The following is a 17,536-nucleotide window of genomic DNA, read 5'->3' on the forward strand; positions in this document are numbered from 1 at the left end:
ATCGTTTTCCTCAGCCCAGACCGGCAACGGTCAGCAGCATATCAATCAGTTTGATACCGATAAACGGCACCACCAGGCCACCGGCGCCATACAGCCACAGGTTGCGACGCAGCAGCGCCGCGGCTGACATTGGGCGATAACTGACGCCTTTTAGCGCCAGCGGAATCAGTAGCACGATGATCAGCGCGTTGAAAATCACCGCCGACATGATGGCGGAATCGGGCGAATGTAAGCGCATCACGTTCAGCATATTGAGCTGCGGATAGGTCACCGCAAAGGCCGCCGGAATAATGGCAAAATATTTCGCCACGTCGTTGGCAATACTGAAGGTGGTCAGCGATCCGCGCGTCATCAGCATCTGTTTACCGATGTGCACCACTTCCAAAAGTTTGGTCGGGTTCGAATCGAGATCCACCATGTTGCCCGCTTCCTTGGCCGCCTGCGTACCGGAATTCATCGCCACCGCCACGTCGGCCTGCGCCAGCGCCGGTGCATCGTTGGTGCCGTCGCCGGTCATCGCCACCATGCGCCCTTCCGCCTGATATTGACGAATCAGCGCCAGCTTGGCTTCCGGCGTCGCTTCTGACAGAAAATCATCCACGCCCGCTTCGGCGGCAATCGCCGCGGCGGTGAGCGCGTTATCGCCGGTGACCATCACCGTTTTGATGCCCATTTTGCGCAGCTCAGCAAAGCGCTCTTTGATACCGCCTTTAACGATATCTTTCAGCGCGACCACGCCGAGCACCTGATTGCCTTCGGCTACCACCAACGGGGTTTCGCCCTTACGGGCCACCGCTTCCACCGTGGCCTCAACGTTGGCCGGGAACTGGCCGCCGTTGCTTTCAATGTGGCGACGAATAGCATCTGCCGCGCCTTTGCGCAACGAGGTTTCGCCCATGTTGACGCCGCTCATGCGGCTCTGCGCCGAGAAGGGAATAAAGGTGGCGGCCAGGCTGCTGAGATCGCGCTCACGCAGGTTAAATTTCTGCTTGGCGAGAATCACGATGCTGCGCCCTTCCGGCGTTTCATCCGCCAGCGAGGCCAGCTGCGCGGCGCTGGCAAGTTGCTGCTCCTGCACGCCGTCCGCCGGTAAAAAGGCGCTGGCCTGACGGTTACCGAGCGTGATGGTGCCAGTTTTATCCATCAGCAGAATATCGACGTCGCCCGCCGCTTCCACTGCACGTCCGCTGGTAGCGATCACGTTAGCACTCAGCATGCGGCTCATACCGGCGATGCCGATGGCCGACAGCAGCGCACCAATGGTGGTAGGAATCAGACAGACCAGCAGCGCCACCAGCACCGTGACGCTGACCGGTCTGCCGCCCCAGGCGGAAAACGGATAGAGCGTAGCGGTAGCCAACAGAAACACGATGGTGAGCGAAATCAGCAAAATGGTCAGCGCCATTTCGTTGGGCGTCTTCCGGCGGCTGGCGCCTTCCACCATAGCGATCATGCGGTCCAGAAAGGTTTCGCCCGGGTTGACGCTACAGCAGATCACCAGCCAGTCAGAGAGAATGCGCGTGCCGCCGGTGACGGAGGCGAAATCGCCGCCCGCCTCACGGATCACCGGCGCGGACTCACCGGTAATGGCGCTTTCATCCACCGAGGCGCCGCCCGCCAGCACTTCGCCGTCGCACGGGATGATGTCGCCCGCGCTGACCAGCACAAAGTCGCCTTTGCGCAGGCTGTCGGCCGCAACCTGCTGCTGCGCCGCATTGACGTCCGCCGAGGCGAGTTTTTTCGCCCAGCTGGTTTTCTTGATGCCTTTCAGGCTTTCCGCCTGCGCCTTGCTGCGCCCTTCCGCCAGCGCTTCCGCAAAGTTGGCGAACAGCACGGTGAACCAAAGCCACAGGCTGATTGCCGCGGTAAAGGCCACTGGCTGCTGGTGCGCGGCTAAATTGATCGCCAGTAAGGTGGTGAGCACGCTGCCCAGCCAGACCACAAACATTACCGGATTACGGTACTGCGCCCGCGGATCGAGCTTAAGGAATGAGGCGGTAACCGCCGTGCGCCAGATGGCGTTTCGCTGTTGTGCAGGCAGCGAATGCCCGCGCTGTGACTTCTCCATCAGTTCATACCCCGGAGTTGCAAATGTTCAATAACCGGACCGAGCGCCAGCGAAGGCACAAAGGTCAACGCGCCAACCAGCATCACGGTGCCGACAATCAGGCCAACAAACAGCGGCCCATGGGTCGGTAAGGTGCCGGGGGTCGCAGGCTGGATTTTTTTGTTGGCCAGCGATCCCGCAATCACCATCAGCGGAATAAAAGGGGCAAAACGGCCCACCAGCATCGCCATGCCGAGCAGCAGATTCCAGAACGGCGTATTGGCAGATAAACCGGCAAAGGCGCTGCCATTGTTGTTGGCGGCAGATGAGAGCGCATACAGCACTTCACTGAAGCCATGCGCGCCCGGATTGAGCATGCCCGCACGGCCCGCGTCGGTCATCATCGCCAGCGCCGTGCCGAGCAGCACCAGTGACGGCGTGATCAGGATATAGATTGCCGCCATCTTCATTTCCGGTACGCCGATTTTTTTACCCAGGTATTCCGGCGTGCGACCAATCATCAGCCCGGCGATAAACACCGCCAGCAGCACGTTCATCAACATGCCGTACAGACCGGAACCGACGCCGCCAAACACCACTTCACCCAGCTGCATTAACCACAGCGGCACCATGCCGCCCAGCGCGGTAAAGGAGTCGTGCATGGCGTTGACTGCGCCGCAGGATGCGGCCGTGGTTACCACGGCATACAGCGCCGAGTTCAGAATGCCGAAGCGGCTCTCTTTGCCTTCCCAGTTCATGGCGCTGTCACCGCCCAACGCGGTCAGATGCAGGTTGCCGTTGACCTCCGCCAGCATCACCAGCAGCGCGGCAGCGACAAAAAGCAGCGTCATCGCCCACAGCACGGTATGGCCCTGACGACGATCGCGCACCACATTGCCAAAGGTAAAACAGAGCGCGGCCGGAATGAGGAAAATCGCCAGCATCTGCACGAAGTTGGTCAGCGCAGTGGGGTTTTCAAACGGATGAGCGGAGTTAACGTTAAACAACCCACCGCCGTTGGTGCCCAGCAGCTTGATCGCTTCCTGCGAGGCCACTGGCCCCATGGGTAAGGTTTGCTGTGCGCCTTCCAGCGTATGCACGGTAATAAACGGCAGCAGATTTTGAATCACGCCCTGCTGCATAAAAAACAGCGCCAGCAGCAGAGAGAGCGGCAGCAGCACGCCCAACGTAATGCGCAGCAGGTCGCGCCAGGCGCTGCCTAAATCCTGCGTGCTGTGGCGGGTAAAGCCGCGCATCAGGGCAAAGACCACCGCCATGCCGGTTGCCGCTGAAAGGAAGTTCTGCACCGTCAGACCAACCATGCTGCTGAAGTAGCTGATGGTTGATTCACCGGCATAAGATTGCCAGTTAGTGTTACTGACAAAGCTGATCGCCGTGTTCAGCGCCAGATGCCAGGATAAGCCCGGAAACCCCTGCGGATTAAGCGGCAGCATGCCCTGCAGCAGCAGAACCGCAAACAGAAACAGCACGCCCAGCAGGTTGAACAGCAGAATGGCGAGCAGATATTGCCGCCAGTTCATCTCATCCTGACGCACGCCGCAGATCCGCCATAGTGCGCTCTCCAGCTTGCCACCCGGACGATCCAGCACCATTGCGGTCATCATGCGTCCCAGCGGCTGCGCTAACAGCAGCAGCACCGCCAGGAAGCAGGCCAGGAGTAAAAACGCTTGTGCGGCCATCAGAACTCCTCCGCTCTGAACAGGGCGTAAAACAAGTAGGCCAGTAATATGAACACCAGCGCGATGCCAGCCAGTAATGCTGTACTCACGGTCATTCTCCGAATTAATTAGCGTCGGAGTGAGTCTACGGAAGGGGCTATATATTTGTTGTAAAGATACAAACGGCAGATATAAAGAAAATATAAAAATGCGTGGAGAACAGCCGGATAGAGGAGTAAAAACGGACAACCTCCGCGCGCCATTGCGGCGGTGCGGAGGTGATAACGCGATCAGATCAGCGATTTGGACATATTAAAACCGGTCACCGCAAAGCCCGCTTTTTCGTACAGGTGTTTGGCAGCACCATTCTGCGTGGCCACGCGCAGGCCGATCTCAGTAATGCCTTCCACCATCAGCACGTTGCCCAGCAGCTCCAGCGCCTCAGCGCCCAGTCCTTGACCGCGCCATTGCGGATAGATATAAAAATCGCTGATCCAGACGGTCTGACCGCTGACCACCAGCCAGAGATAGCCCAGCGTATCCTCTGCAGGCGACGCAATGCACAGCAGACGGTTTTGCGGCGTGTTAACGCCCTGCTCCAGCGTCAGATCGATCGAAGAGGTGGCGCGGGTTAGCGCATCATCTTCGGAGCAGCCGCGCGATGAGGCGATATCATCGGCATATTCTTTAATGAAAATCTCACGGTAAGCGGGAAACTCGTCTGCGGTCATGGGCCGAAGGATCATGGTTAATATTCTCTGTCAGAAAAAGGAAGATAACGCGGTGTGGCATCTTTTATAGAGTGTGCTCAACAGGTTGTCCAACCGTGAGGATTATATTTACGCTGCCAGATTAATTATCAGAATTATCCCTCGCCGACGCCGGAGGGAAAAAGCATCGCTGCGATAAAGAATAATGTGAGGGCCAACAGATACAAGAGAGAAAAATAGAGGAAAAGGATTAGCGCCATTACTGTTTCATTCAATATATAAAAAACAGATCTACCGATTGTCGCGGCAGATCTGCATTATTTTTTCAGACGTAAAGGCAATTACGCGCTTTTCCAGTGGCTTTCCACTTCATCTTTATTTTTAGAGAGAATGACTTTGTTGTCATCAATCTCTTTTACCCAGGCCAGCGGAATAATATGGTGCTTGCCGCCTGCTTCCGGATCGTTTTTCACCAGCTTGATGCTCTCATCGCCATCAAGGTGATCAACAACGCCAACGTGTTCGCCGTTGACGTCCACAATCTGAGCGTGATCCAGAATTTTGCTTTTATCTACCATAATTTCCTCCTGTTAATGACCTGAATTAAGTTAGTTAATAAATGCTGGAATTGCCAATTTCGCAGTGCAATGAAAACAGAAGTTACATTTAGAATTATGTTGCGTATCCGCGTTAGTGGCATAAAGGCGTTATTATCCTGATGAGAAGGTTGATGATTTTAATTAAACCGGCTTTGGTCGGGCGTTAAATTGCCGCCACCCTTAAACCACGATGGATAAAGGTAAGCACGTCTGATTGATTGCGCGGGCAAGCCGGTAAATGACACGGAGAAAATGATGAAAACATGCAGGCTTAAACGGTGAAACGATTAACCGTCACCGACTTCCCTTCGACGCTAAAACATGATGCCTGGCTTGGCCTGTGCTGTTTACCGGCGCTGATGCTGATTTTCTTTGTCGGCTATTATCTGGAGCGAATGCAAACGGCAAGCATCGTTGCCAGTGGCGCCATTACTCTGGCCTACGGTGCTAATAAAACCTGGGAATCGTCGTCATTATTGCTGTTGCTGGCAACGGCGGTGGGCGTTACGGTATCGACCTGGCTTGGCAGCCTGGCGGGCAATGTAATGCCGGTCTATATCTTCGGCTCGATGCTTTACGCCGGGCTCTACGCGATGCTGGCATCGATTCAGAGTGGATTGTGGTGGGCATTGTTGCAATGTGCGATCGCCTGGCTGGTAGCCGGTTATTTTGCCGGTTCCCCTCTCCATGCCGCTGAGCGTGCCGCACTGGTCGGTATCGGTGGCCTGCTACAGATTGTCTGCCTGGTGCTGCTGTTCAGTAAAATCCGCTTTCAGCTACAGGACGTCACGCGCCACACCTGGGCAACTATTTTTCAGCACGCCAGGCAACGCTATCGGCAAAAAATCCATATTGGCTGGAGCGTGTTTTTCGCCATGGCGGCGATGGGAATCGCCCTCTGGCTGGTGGAACGTCATGCGGTGGGCAACGGCTACTGGGCGGGCATGACGCTGCTGCTCTGCTTACGCAACGATTTTCGTCAGTCGGTACGCCGCGTGCCAGCCCGCATTCTCGGTACGCTGCTCGGCAGCCTGACCGCCACGCTGTTGTTGACGTTCCTGCATACACCGCTGATGTTGGCGGTTGGTCTGACAGTAACTGGCTATGTGGCCTTTACCGCCTCCTACACGCTGGCGACGCGCTCCTACTTTATTTTCACTTTTCTGGTCACAGTAACGGTGATCTTTTTGATGTCCAGCCTTGGTTTGCCTCAGCATAACGTGGCAATCAACCGGGTGATTTCCACCACCACCGGCGCGCTGTTTGCGCTCTGTGCCATTGTGCTGGCGCGAATGATGACCGATTTTCACGTAATGAAAAAACTTCGTCAGCGCGCGGCGCGTTTACCGGATGCTGCACGATCTTTTCGTCGCAGAGATACAGGGAACAGAGAGAAGCGTTAATCTGATATGCCGGATAGCAAGGCCGCCAGGACCGCGCAGAAAGAGCAAGCGAGGCTAATGGCGTTTCGGGGCGACGTAATCGGGATCTTCAATGTAAGCCAGATGCTGATTCAGGCTGGCGATCAGTTTACGGGTCATCCCGGCGGTGAGACTAAAAAACACCGATTCCTGTGGATCGGTGCCCGGCAACGCCTGCGCTTCGGTGTAACTGAACTGCAGTACGATCGCGGGATGCCCGCTCACTGGCCCAATGTGCCATCCGGTTATCGGATAAAATACGAGTTCTTCAAACTTAGTCACATGATAGCCTTACAACGTTGGCGTGTTACCTTACTGTAGTTAGCATTAATGGTGAGGTGAGATAATCGTCCCATCGCTAGCAATCTATGATCGGTTTACGGGTTTGTTGCCTTTAAGTAGTTTTATTCACTACTTTAATTCAATTTATCAGTTATTCCTGCCAAATAAGCTATTTTACCTTCATTGCACCGTTAGCGTGCAGAACTCAGGCTGTTGTTTCCGGTGAAGATTTAGGCAAAGCCCACCTTTTCAATTATTGTAATCAGCATGTTTAACTGTATCTTTCCACAGGTATTCGCTTCATACTGTCTGTTCATCCCCGGCGAAAGCTGGCGGCCTTTCCCCTCCTATGAGGGCACAGTATGACTCTTCACACAACTGACAGCGTTTGCGCCATAACAGGTTCTCAGCCGGCTAATCTTCGCCGCTGGTACCGCAGTGGATTGATAACGCGCAGTGATATTCAGCAAGGCTGGAACGATGTTCAGCTTGGCGAGATTCAAAGCATGATGCAGGTAACCGCATCAGGTGCGACTCAAAACGAAATCAGCCAGGCGCATCTGGAAGCGCGGGCGGTGAATACCGCAGGCTGGATGGGCCGTAAAGGCGATCTCATCTGGCAACTGGAATATGGCTCCGACCGCTCACTCTATCGTGAGCTGCGCACGCTGGCGGACAGCTTCAGCGGCGACGACTTTATCAACAGCCTGATGCGGCCGCTGAGCCGGTGGCTGTATGATGACAAGCGCTGCGGTGCCGATCGCCGTCTTGCGCGCTTTCATCACTGCGTCATGAAACGCGCCAGCCTGAACATGCGCCACTCCGCGCGTAATAAGGCGACGCCGCTGGTGCTGCTGCAAGCACTGAGCGTGGCCGATGAAACTGAGATTTGGCTGGAAGCGATTCGGCTGGGTGGTCAGGGATTCAGTGTGGATATTACCCGTTTCACGATGGATGCCACCGACGGCTACGAACATCATATGTTGTGGTGTGGTGCCGGTATCAGCGAAGCATCGCATCAGCATTATCATGACGATAAAGCGGCTGGCAAACCGGTTATGCTGTGCGGCCCGGATCGCTCAATTACCAAACCACTAAAACGCCGTTTACGCTCTGCCTGATCCCCCATTCCCTTCGCTTCCCGATTTAGCTTTCACCGTTGTATCCAGGCCTGCTGTTCAGGCCGGGTAGCGGTGATGTTGCTTCCGATCGGATAACGCTCGCTTTTTATGCTGGCAGATAACCTGTGCAGCATTCGACATAAGGCAAATTCCTAAAGCGCTGGCATTGCGAATGCGCTCCCGGTTTGCTCAGGTAATCCTGTTATGGTTAGCCTGCCGAAGCGCGGAGCCGTACCTTTCCTCCTGTGAAAGAGTCAGGTGCCCGCTTCTCGCTTCGGCAACTCCCCTTTTTCTGCCTGCTCAACCCTTACTTCGTTGTTGATCCTGTATCAGTTTCCGTCGCAGACGTATCCGTTGTGGTTTTTTCTGCGCCCGGTGCTTCAATCACCGGCTGCTGCTGTACGGCGGCTGGCGTTTGCGTTGTCGCCGGAGTTTGCGTTGTCGCCGGAGTTTGCGTGGTCGCCGGCGTTTGCGCTGTCGCCGGCGTTTGCGTTGTCGCTGGCGTCTGCGTTGTCGCTGGCGTTTGCGTTGTCGCTGGCGTTTGCGTTGTCGCTGGCGTCTGCGTGGTCGCTGGCGTTTGCGTCGTGGCTGGCGTCTGCGTTGTCGCCGGCGTTTGCGCTGTCGCCGGCGTTTGCGTTGTCGCTGGCGTTTGCGTTGTCGCTGGCGTTTGCGTTGTCGCTGGCGTTTGCGTGGTCGCCGGAGTTTGCGTCGTGGCCGGGGTGCCGGTTTCAGGCGTTGCTTTCTCAGCACCAGGCGCTTCAATTACCGCAGGCGCAGTGGGGATAGCAGGCAGTGCAGGCGCTTTCGTAGCTTCAGGTGCTGGCGCGGCAACGGGCGCGGCCTCTACCGGCTTTTTCTTTTCTACCGGCGTTGGCGAGCCTTCGGCAAAACCGGGCTTAGTGCGCGTCACCGAGTAGGCGATATTACGGATCTGCTGTTCTGATGTGGTGACTTCAATCGGCGCGATGGTCACACGGCCCATGCCCAGCAGGGTTTGCACATAACCGCCAACGCGATGTTTGCCCGCCGGAACAAAGAATTTTTGCTTCTCTTCGCCGGTCAGCACGCCTGCGTTTTTGCCGTCGATGGTGACAAACACCACCGAGCCATCATCCGCGCGGGTGAAGATATGCGATACGTTGATTTGGGTAGGGCCGGAAGCGAACTCGTTAGGCGCATCGGCCGTGGAGTGTTTAGCACAGCCGGTGAGGAATAGCGTGGCGCACAGCGCCGCAGAAATAAAACGATAACCCATTATAACTTTCTGACCTCTGATAGTAATAAGCGCGCTAGTGTAGCCTGCCGGAACAGGTGATGACAGCCTCACGCCTGGTGAGTTCATGCTGTTTCATCCGCCTGCATCCAAAATCAGATTACACCTTAGTTACGCACCCGTTTTCCTTTCAGACATCCAGGCTTGGGTCATTTAGCGACACTGGTTGGTGCAGGCCTGCACACACATTTGCGCCTCGGTGCTACAGCCGCCGCCCTCTTTGTTTTTGCAATGCGTCCGGGCGACATAACAATCCTGCTGACAGCGCGACAGGTCGCATTTGGCGGCCGCTGGCGTTAACTGCACCATGGTCGGTGAGGATGGGGGCTGCCACGGCGTAGTGGTTGGCTGCGCAACCACGCTGACGCTAAGGCAGGCACCGATCAGGCAAAGCAGTAATGAACGTTTCATGATGACGTTTCCAGTAGGGTAACTGTGATCAGTATGGCTGCAGATGCCATTCACGTCCTGTTCATTGTCCAGCCAGCAGCGAGTCAACCGGTAAAAACAGCGTAAAACAACCACTTGCCGCTTCGCCTGTGGTTCAACTTTCAGGCAAACGCACAGCCAAAGGCGGCAACCGCGAGCATTCTCAACTACGCTTTTTTTCATTGTCCCTTACGGACCAACCGGTTAATTTTCCGGCGACACACTCTGCTGCTGTTGCCATCACTCAACCATTAACGGCACACAGGCCGTTCAGGAGGAGACGCTATGTCAGATATTCATCGTCCACAACCCCCACAACCTGAGCAACAGCAAAGCTGGCCTGGCGATACTGCCAGCATGACACCGCAACCCGATCACGGTGAAAACAGCTATAAAGGTTCCGGCCGCCTGAAAGGTAAAAAAGCCATTATTACCGGTGGCGATTCCGGTATTGGTCGCGCCGTTGCCATTGCCTATGCCCGCGAAGGCGCCGATGTGCTGATCGCCTATCTGGATGAACACGATGATGCCAAAGAGACCGCGCGCTTGATCGAAGAGGCGGGTCAAAAAGCGGTGCTGGTTGCCGGTGATATTACCGAAGCAGCGCAGTGCCAGGCGATTGTTGATAAGGCGGTGGAGACGTTTGGCGAGATCAATATCGTGGTCAATAATGCCGCCTTCCAGATGACGCGCGATTCACTGGACGAGATCAGCGATGAAGAGTTTGATCGCACCATGAAAACCAATCTCTACGCCATGTTCCGCATCTCGAAAGCCGCGGTGCCGCATATGCCTGCTGGCAGTGCATTTATTCACACCGCATCGATCAATGCCGATCAGCCAAAACCCAAGCTGATCGCCTATTCGGCAACCAAAGCGGCGATCATTAACTTTTCTGGCAGCCTGGCGGCGCTGTTGGCCGAGAAAGGCATTCGCTCCAACGCGGTGGCGCCTGGCCCGATCTGGACTCCGCTGATCCCGACCACTATGCCAACCGAGCAGGTCAAGAATTTCGGCAGCGAAGTGCCTTTGCAACGCGCCGGTCAGCCAGCCGAACTGGCGTCGAGCTATGTCATGCTCGCCAGCGATGAAGCGAGCTATATTTCCGGCGCGACTATCGCGGTGACCGGCGGTGTTGCCTTTATCTGATATTGTCCGGAACCATCTTGCCTGCGCATCTGCGGCTATTATCCGCCGCAGATGCGCAGGCGACTGCTAAGGAGCCCTGTAATGAAAGCCCATCCTGTACAGCTGACTCTGCCGATGGCATTTCACATCTTCGGCGGCAATCTGATCGAAAAAAAACTTGGTAAAGCGGATCTGCCCAATCGGCGCATCGCAGAAACCTGGGAAGTCAGTGACGTCGATGGTATGAACGCGTCGGTAAAAAACGGTCCGCTGGCCGGTAAAACCCTGCGCGAGTTGACCCTTAATGAACCCGATGCGTTGGTCGCGCCCGGCTGGCGGGGCCCGCAGTTCCCACTGCTCACGAAATTTATTGACGGCACCGGCATGCTGCCGGTGCATCTGCACGCCAACGATGACGCGGCACAGCGCCTGGAACAGCAGCCAAACGGCAAGACGGAAGCCTGGCATATTTTGTGGGCAGCGCCAGGGGCTACCTGCCTGGCGGGCATTAAACCCGGCATCAGCCGTGAACGTATTCGCGAAGCGCTGCTGGCGGAAGAGTACGACAGCATCATGCAGCGCCTGCCGGTCAAAGCGGGTGATACATTTTATATTCCTGGCGGCATGCTGCATTCGTTTGGTCCCGACACGCTGATCTATGAGATTGAGCAAACCTCCAATATTCAGCAGCACGCGATGCCATGGCGCATGGAGGACGGCAGGAAAATTTCACCCGCCGAGCGTGAGAAAAACATTGATGCGCTGATGCAGCAGTTACGGCCTGAGTTACAGGTGGAGCCGCAGCCGGGACTGTTGCTGGAAGAGAGCGAGGCGCTGACGCGCCGACTGCTTTGTGCTGGCCCCTATTTTGCGCTGGAGCGCACGACCTTCGCCGAACGCTACCATTACGCCTTCAACAGCGTGCGCATTATTTCCAACCTCGGCGCGCCGCTGCATATCGAAATGGGTGATGAGCGCTGGCCGCTGGATCGCGCCGCTACCTGCATACTGCCCGCCTCGCTGGGTGAAGTCACCTTTAGCGGTGAGGGCGAACTGCTGGTCGGCTATCTGCCGGATCTGCAGCGTGAGGTTATCGCACCGCTGGAGGCGCGTGGCTACGATCGGCAGGCCATTTCGCAGCTGGGCGATGTCTGGGATGAAAAAAGATAGGCCGTGCGCGCAGCGAAGCAACAGATTGCTGTAATTCACCACAGGCAGAGTGATGCGCTGCCCGCCGCGCCGCAGGCCGTTGAGCGCGGCGCTTCGGCTGATTTACCTACGTCGGGACTCGCGGATGCGTACAAGCCGACAGCCGCGCAAAAAAAGAGTCGGTTGTCCGCGCAAGCGGCTCACCGGCATACGCTACCACTTTACCCGATGGCCTTCCCTGGCTATGATTGCGCACAGACATCAGGGCGCCTGCCCTTTTGCGTAAGCGTTAACGTCAACCAACGCATTAATCAGCAGATTTTCTGCTCATTGTGCGATCGCGATTATGTCTCTTTCTTCTGTTAACACTACCGCTGGCTCCCGTTCCTTACTGTTTGTGGTGCTGCTCACCGCAGCCAATTTGCGTACGCCGATCACCGCCACCGGCCCGATTCTCGATAATATCTGCCAGACCTTTGGACTCAGCGCTGCGCAGGCAGGGCTACTCAACTTTATTCCGCTGATGATGTTTGCCGCGCTGGCGCCGATCTCGGCATGGGCTGGCAACCGCTTTGGGCTGGAGAAAACCTTGTGGGCGGCGCTGTGGTTGATTGGCATCGGATCGGGATTGCGCATCAGTGGCAATGAGAGCGGCTTATGGTGCGGCACGCTGCTGCTCAGTGGCGGAATTGCCGCCGCTAACGTGCTGCTGCCACCGTTAATCAAGCGCGATGCGCAGCAGCATACGGCAAAATATATTGGCCTGTATGCGTCGACCATGGCAATCACCGCCAGCATCGCCTCAGGGGTGGCAGCGCCGCTGGCGGCGTTCAGCGAAGGCGGCTGGACAGTGTCGCTGGCGGTCTGGCTGCTGCCGGTGATCGTGGCGCTGTTCGCCTGGCGCCCGCTGCTGGCGCGGGCCGCCGTTCCGCGCACGCAGGCAGCGGCGCCCACCCCTGCGGGGCTGTCGCCGTGGCGTTCATGGCTTGGCTGGCAGGTTTCGCTGTTCATGGGATTGCAATCGCTGGTGTTTTACACCCTGATCGCCTGGTTCACGCCGTATGCGCAGTCCAATGGTTTTAGCCAGGTCAGCGCCGGATGGCTGCTGTTCCTCTATCAGATTGTGGCGGTGGCCGCTAACCTTGCCTGCATGAGCGCCATCAGGCGCTTGCGCGATCAGCGTCTGCTGGGATTTATCGCCTCGCTGGCAATTTTTAGCGGTGTTGCTGGCCTGTTGCTGTTCCCCGCACTGGCCGCGCTGTGGCTGATCGTCGCCGGTCTTGGCGCGGGCGCGTCAATGGTGCTGTCGCTTTCGCTGTTTTCGCTGCGCACCGCTCATCCCCATCAGGCCTCACATCTTTCTGGCATGGCGCAGTGCGTCGGCTACAGCCTCGCCGCGCTGGGACCGCTGTTTTTCGGTCTGCTGCATCAGCAATTGCACAGTTGGTCACTGCCGCTGCTGGCGCTGTTGGGCATGAGCCTGCTGCAAATGATGCTGGCGCCGCTGGTGGGCGCCAGTCGTCAGATCGGCAGCTAGCCCGATGTTACGGCGCCGCGAGTGAATAGCGGGAAAGCGGCGCCACCTGCGTGATCAGCTTGTTGGCCAGCATGTAATCGGCAAAGCGTTGATAACGTGTGGCATCAAACGCGCCCGCATCACTGGCAAAATAAGGCAATGTCGCCAGCCACGCCTGATGGTTTAACGGCGTGTTTAGCTCAGGATAGGCCTTGATAAAGGCGAGCCATACCTGCTGCGGATGCGCGCGTAACCAGGCGACACCGGCATTTAATCCTCGCAAAAATGCAGGAATGCGTTTGTCACTGGCCGCGGTTTTTTGATTCGCTAAAATAATCAGCTCATCCCACGCGGGTACGCCGTGTTCCTCGGGCTTGAACGTTATCGGCGTGACACCTTTATCCTGCAATTCCAGCTGCTCATAGTTGCGATAAATGGTCATTGCGCCATCGATGCGCTTGCTCAGCAATGCGCTCACGGCAGACATATTCAGGTTAACCAGCTTCACGGAATCGGGGTTGACGCCTGCCGAGGTGAGCATGGTGCGAACGGTTACATCCTCAAAACCCGGAATGGCGTAGCCCAGCGTTTTACCGGCGAAGTCGCTCAGCGAATGAATATGGCTGTCCAGCGTGGTCAGGGTGTTTAACGGCTGATTAATCAGCGTGCCAACCCTGATGACCGGCACCGCTTTCTCCACCAGCGTATAGAGCTGCGGCTGATAGCTCAGCGCCAGATCTGCCTGGCCCGCCGCCAACAACAGCGGCACGGCGGCGGAATCCGCTGGCGCAATCATCTCAACATCCAGCCCTTCGCGCGCAAAAGCCCCGCTTTGCCTGGCGGCAAAAATGGCGGCGTGGTTGGGATTAACAAACCAGTCGAGCAAGAGGCGCACGCGTTCTGCGGCACTCACCGACAGCGAACAACCCAACAGCAGAACAACGGCAAAAAAGCGCACAGTTTTCAAGGTGACATCCTCAGGATTGCCAGAGATATTTACGCCGCAACAGCGTCACAATAGCTGAGAGCAACAGTGTGATCATTAACAGCAGGGTTAGCGCAGCAAAGCTCAACGCCGTTTCCAGCCGCGCATTGGACTGCATCATTAAATAGCCCAATCCTTCGCTGGCGCCGACCCATTCCCCCATCACTACACCAATCGGCGCGAGTATCATCGCCATGTGCAGCCCGGTAAAAAAACCGGGCAGTGCGGCGGGCCAGTAGAGATGGCGGAAACGGTAAAACCGTGATGGCGACAGGGTTTGCGCCAGCTCCAGCCAGCCCGGCGGCGTACGACACAATCCTTCGAACAGCGACAGGCAAAGTGGAAAAAACAGGATCAGCGCCGCCACCGCGACCTTAGAAGCGATGCCGTAGCCAAGCCACAGCACCAGCAGCGGCGCGAGGGCAAAGATCGGAATCGCCTGGCTGACGGTAATGAGCGGAAAAAGCAGCCGCCGCAGACGCTGACTGCTGGCCATCGCAATGGCCGCCAGCGTGCCGCTGCCGATGCCCACCAACAGGGCCAGCAGAATTTCAGTCAGCGTATAAAACAGATGATGTGCCAGCAGCGCCCGATGCTGCACCAGCGCGACCAGCACCGCCTGCGGCGCAGGCAGCAGAAACGCCGGAACGCCAGCCGCGCGGGCAGCCTGCCAGGCGCAGCCAATCACCACCAGCAGCCAGAGCAGGCTGTAAAATTTATCTCTCATCGCGGCTCAACCGGCTGAACAGCCTGCCCTGCTGATGCAGCACGCCCGCATCACTGACCTCGCGCGGCGGCGCGGCCTCTGGCGCACCAAAAGGTTCGTAGCGCAGCGGATTGCCGGTGAGCACGCCAATATCATCCGCCATACGGCACGCCTCCAGCGGATCGTGGGTGACCAGCAGTACGGTTTTATCCCTGAGCAGGTTGGCGGTAAGCGTTTGCAGGCTGAGCTTGGTTAACACATCGAGCGTGGCAAAAGGCTCGTCCATTAACACCACCGGACACTGTGGATAGAGAGTGCGCGCCAGTGCTACCCGTTGCCGCATGCCGCCCGACAGCGCAGCGGGTTTTGCCTCGGCCAGTCCGCCCAGACCAACCTGTTCCAACAGCTCATCGGCCCGGCCACCGTCTGCTTTTTCTCCGTTGAGACGGGCCGCAAGCATCACGTTTTCTCGTGCGGTAAGCCAGGGATAGAGTAAATCCTGTTGTCCCATCCAGCTGATCCTGCCGGGCAGCGGCAAGCCATCGCTGCTCGTCACGTTACCGGCCGCGGGCAGTAGCAGGCCGGCGATCAATCTCAGCAGCGTGCTTTTGCCACTGCCGCTGCGGCCCAGCAGCGCGGTGGTTTTGCCACCTCGCAACGATAACGAGAGCTGCTGACAGACCGGCTGGTTGCCCCAGCTAAACGACAGCGCATTCACCGTAATGGCCGGTGCGGAAACGACTGGATTGCGCATCTCAGTAATTCGCCGCCAGCAGCGCGAGTCGGAAGAAACCGCGCTGCTGTAGCTGTTGCGCCGCCTGTCCTGCACGCAAACCGCTGGCGCAGACCAGCACGATGCGCCGATCGGCTGGCGGTTGCCAGCCAGCTATATCCGCTGGCAGGATGCGCTGGGCATGCGCGCTAACGCTGTGCGGTGCTTCGCTGCTGCTGCGCAGATCGACCACACAATCATCGTCGCACAGCAGCTGACGATCGATGAAAGGAAGAAGATTGACGGGCTCTTCTGCGCCATCAAAGCGGAAGCTATTGAAGTGCCAGCGGCTAAAGTCGCATTGTGTCACGCTACCCAGCGGCGAAGGCTGATGCGCCAGCAGCACGCTCAACGCCATCTGCGCCTGAATCGCGCCCAGCGCGGCGACTGCGGGTCCCATCACACCTGCGGTATTACAGTTTGCCGCCGTGCGCGGCAGCTGAGGAAACAGCGCGCGATAGCCAGGCGCGCCGCCGCAAAAGCCGCCAACATAACCCTGACGGCCCAGCACTGAGGCGCTGATCAGCGGCAGCGCAAGGCGCTGGCAGGCATCCGACAGTAGCCAGGTTGTGGCAAAGTTGTCGGCGGCGTCGATCACCAAATCAACCTGCTCAAGCGCGCGATCTACGTCGCTGGCGGTGAGCATCGCAGTATGCGCCTCAACCCGGCAATCGGGATTAAGCCGCGCCAGCGCCTGCTGTGCACAGTGAACCTTTAGCGCGCCGATATCCTGCATGCCGAACAGCGTTTGACGATGCAGATTGTGCAGCGCCACCCGATCGCCATCGTAAATATGCAGTGTGCCGACGCCCGCGCCTGCCAGCAGCGGCAGCAGCGTGGCGCTCAGTCCACCGGCGCCGATCACCGCGACACGCGCCTGCGCCAGACGTTGCTGCCCCACGTCGCCGACTTCCGGCAGCATGGTTTGACGTTGATAACGATCCATTTTTCCTCGCTTGTTAACTGAACTCGGCCAGGCCAAAGATCGGCGTGGAGGCTGCGGCCATGTCGCGCTGCTCCATTAATCCTGCGGCGTAAGCCTGTTCTCCGGCGCGAATAGCGGCGGCAAACGCCGCGGCCATCCTTACCGGATCTCGTGCTTTCGCTACCGCGGTGTTAAGCAGAATGCCATCAAAGCCCATCTCCATCGCCTGCGCGGCCTGGCTTGGCGCGCCGATGCCCGCATCCACGATCAGTGGAATGCCTTTGAACCACGCGCGCATGGCGCGCAGTCCGTGCGGATTGCGCAATCCCTGCCCTGAGCCGATCGGTGCCCCCCAGGGCATCAGCAGTTCACATCCCGCCTCAATCAGCTTGTCGCCGACGATCAGATCTTCAGTGGTATAGGGAAACACCTGAAAACCCTCGGCACAGAGAATGCGAGCGGCCTCAACCAGCGCAAAAGGATCGGGCTGCAGCGTGTCGGCATGGCCGATTACCTCCAGCTTGATCCAGCGCGTGTTAAACAGCTCGCGCGCCATGTGTGCGGTGGTTACCGCTTCTTTCACCGTATGGCAGCCTGCGGTATTGGGCAGCACGCGCTTATTGAGCTGCGTCAGCAGATCGCGGAATGCTGCGCCTTCGCTGCCTTCACGGCGCAGGCTGACGGTGATGATGTCGCTTTCTGCGGCGGTAATGGCCTGCTGGAGCACGTCGGGTGAAGGATAACCGGCGGTGCCGATCAGGAAGCGTGACTGCGGCGTAAAGTCATAGAACATG

Annotated in this window: 18 protein-coding genes; 5 read left to right on the top strand and 13 right to left on the bottom strand. The window is 57.6% G+C overall.

Annotation, left to right across the window (positions count from 1 at the left end):
* Positions 1-10: 10 nt before the first annotated feature.
* From kdpB to ACJY2L_RS06205, 5 genes are all read right to left on the bottom strand, one after another.
* Positions 11-2,068 carry a potassium-transporting ATPase subunit KdpB gene (kdpB, locus tag ACJY2L_RS06185; protein ID WP_187485296.1) on the bottom strand — a complete coding sequence of 686 codons (2,058 nt, stop codon included), beginning with the start codon at positions 2,066-2,068 and terminating at the stop codon, positions 11-13.
* Positions 2,068-3,747 (bottom strand): potassium-transporting ATPase subunit KdpA, encoded by a 1,680-nt coding sequence (gene kdpA / locus ACJY2L_RS06190; protein WP_439213235.1) that lies wholly within the window; start codon positions 3,745-3,747, stop codon positions 2,068-2,070. Before kdpA ends, kdpB begins: the two co-directional genes overlap by 1 nt.
* Positions 3,747-3,842 (bottom strand): K(+)-transporting ATPase subunit F, encoded by a 96-nt coding sequence (gene kdpF / locus ACJY2L_RS06195; protein ID WP_071852572.1) that lies wholly within the window; start codon positions 3,840-3,842, stop codon positions 3,747-3,749. The genes kdpA and kdpF overlap by 1 nt, the downstream gene beginning before the upstream one ends.
* A 174-nt stretch (positions 3,843-4,016) precedes the next feature.
* Positions 4,017-4,472 (bottom strand): GNAT family N-acetyltransferase, encoded by a 456-nt coding sequence (locus ACJY2L_RS06200; protein ID WP_439213236.1) that lies wholly within the window; start codon positions 4,470-4,472, stop codon positions 4,017-4,019.
* Between the two features lie 305 nt (positions 4,473-4,777).
* Positions 4,778-5,014, bottom strand: a complete 237-nt coding sequence (locus ACJY2L_RS06205) for a DUF2171 domain-containing protein (protein WP_209502452.1) — start codon at positions 5,012-5,014, stop codon at positions 4,778-4,780.
* 299 nt (positions 5,015-5,313) lie between these two features.
* Between ACJY2L_RS06205 and ACJY2L_RS06210 the strand changes: the two genes are divergently transcribed.
* Positions 5,314-6,438 (top strand): FUSC family protein, encoded by a 1,125-nt coding sequence (locus tag ACJY2L_RS06210; RefSeq protein WP_439213237.1) that lies wholly within the window; start codon positions 5,314-5,316, stop codon positions 6,436-6,438.
* A 54-nt stretch (positions 6,439-6,492) separates the two neighbouring features.
* On the opposite strand, the gene ACJY2L_RS06215 is transcribed toward ACJY2L_RS06210, so the two are convergent.
* Positions 6,493-6,738 carry a hypothetical protein gene (locus ACJY2L_RS06215; protein ID WP_439213238.1) on the bottom strand — a complete coding sequence of 82 codons (246 nt, stop codon included), beginning with the start codon at positions 6,736-6,738 and terminating at the stop codon, positions 6,493-6,495.
* Positions 6,739-7,181: 443 nt separating this feature from the next.
* Between ACJY2L_RS06215 and ACJY2L_RS06220 the strand changes: the two genes are divergently transcribed.
* The gene (locus tag ACJY2L_RS06220; RefSeq protein WP_439351288.1) at positions 7,182-7,859 is read left to right on the top strand and encodes a transcriptional regulator; all 678 of its coding nucleotides are present in this window, start codon (positions 7,182-7,184) and stop codon (positions 7,857-7,859) included.
* A gap of 307 nt (positions 7,860-8,166) precedes the next feature.
* Here the strand turns inward: ACJY2L_RS06220 and ACJY2L_RS06225 are convergent, their stop codons facing one another.
* Together ACJY2L_RS06225 and ACJY2L_RS06230 are read right to left on the bottom strand one after the other, a co-directional pair.
* Positions 8,167-9,114 carry a hypothetical protein gene (locus ACJY2L_RS06225; RefSeq protein WP_439213240.1) on the bottom strand — a complete coding sequence of 316 codons (948 nt, stop codon included), beginning with the start codon at positions 9,112-9,114 and terminating at the stop codon, positions 8,167-8,169.
* A gap of 171 nt (positions 9,115-9,285) precedes the next feature.
* Positions 9,286-9,543, bottom strand: a complete 258-nt coding sequence (locus tag ACJY2L_RS06230) for a hypothetical protein (protein WP_439213241.1) — start codon at positions 9,541-9,543, stop codon at positions 9,286-9,288.
* Positions 9,544-9,846: 303 nt separating this feature from the next.
* On the opposite strand from ACJY2L_RS06230, the gene ACJY2L_RS06235 reads away from it, so the two are divergent.
* The 3 genes from ACJY2L_RS06235 (at position 9,847) to ACJY2L_RS06245 (ending at position 13,375) form a co-directional block, all read left to right on the top strand.
* Positions 9,847-10,710 (top strand): glucose 1-dehydrogenase, encoded by an 864-nt coding sequence (locus ACJY2L_RS06235; RefSeq protein ID WP_439213242.1) that lies wholly within the window; start codon positions 9,847-9,849, stop codon positions 10,708-10,710.
* An 81-nt stretch (positions 10,711-10,791) separates the two neighbouring features.
* The gene (locus tag ACJY2L_RS06240) at positions 10,792-11,859 is read left to right on the top strand and encodes a class I mannose-6-phosphate isomerase (protein WP_439213243.1); all 1,068 of its coding nucleotides are present in this window, start codon (positions 10,792-10,794) and stop codon (positions 11,857-11,859) included.
* A 325-nt stretch (positions 11,860-12,184) separates the two neighbouring features.
* Positions 12,185-13,375 carry a CynX/NimT family MFS transporter gene (locus ACJY2L_RS06245; RefSeq protein WP_439213244.1) on the top strand — a complete coding sequence of 397 codons (1,191 nt, stop codon included), beginning with the start codon at positions 12,185-12,187 and terminating at the stop codon, positions 13,373-13,375.
* 7 nt (positions 13,376-13,382) lie between these two features.
* On the opposite strand, the gene ACJY2L_RS06250 is transcribed toward ACJY2L_RS06245, so the two are convergent.
* From ACJY2L_RS06250 to ACJY2L_RS06270, 5 genes are read right to left on the bottom strand one after another with little or no spacing between them, the layout of a single operon-like run.
* Positions 13,383-14,312, bottom strand: coding sequence for an ABC transporter substrate-binding protein (locus ACJY2L_RS06250; RefSeq protein WP_336510437.1), 930 nt, complete (start codon positions 14,310-14,312; stop codon positions 13,383-13,385).
* A 19-nt stretch (positions 14,313-14,331) separates the two neighbouring features.
* Positions 14,332-15,066: an ABC transporter permease gene (locus ACJY2L_RS06255; RefSeq protein WP_439213245.1), complete on the bottom strand. Its 735-nt coding sequence runs from the start codon at positions 15,064-15,066 to the stop codon at positions 14,332-14,334.
* Positions 15,056-15,799: an ABC transporter ATP-binding protein gene (locus ACJY2L_RS06260; RefSeq protein WP_439213246.1), complete on the bottom strand. Its 744-nt coding sequence runs from the start codon at positions 15,797-15,799 to the stop codon at positions 15,056-15,058. The genes ACJY2L_RS06255 and ACJY2L_RS06260 overlap by 11 nt, the downstream gene beginning before the upstream one ends.
* A gap of 1 nt (position 15,800) precedes the next feature.
* Positions 15,801-16,763, bottom strand: a complete 963-nt coding sequence (locus tag ACJY2L_RS06265; RefSeq protein ID WP_439213247.1) for a HesA/MoeB/ThiF family protein — start codon at positions 16,761-16,763, stop codon at positions 15,801-15,803.
* A 13-nt stretch (positions 16,764-16,776) separates the two neighbouring features.
* Positions 16,777-17,535: a thiazole synthase gene (locus ACJY2L_RS06270; RefSeq protein ID WP_067436584.1), complete on the bottom strand. Its 759-nt coding sequence runs from the start codon at positions 17,533-17,535 to the stop codon at positions 16,777-16,779.
* Position 17,536 lies beyond the last annotated feature (1 nt).

Origin of the sequence: Duffyella sp. Ts4 (assembly GCF_051851875.1) — a bacterium.
GTDB classification, from domain to species: Bacteria; Pseudomonadota; Gammaproteobacteria; order Enterobacterales; family Enterobacteriaceae; genus Duffyella; species Duffyella gerundensis.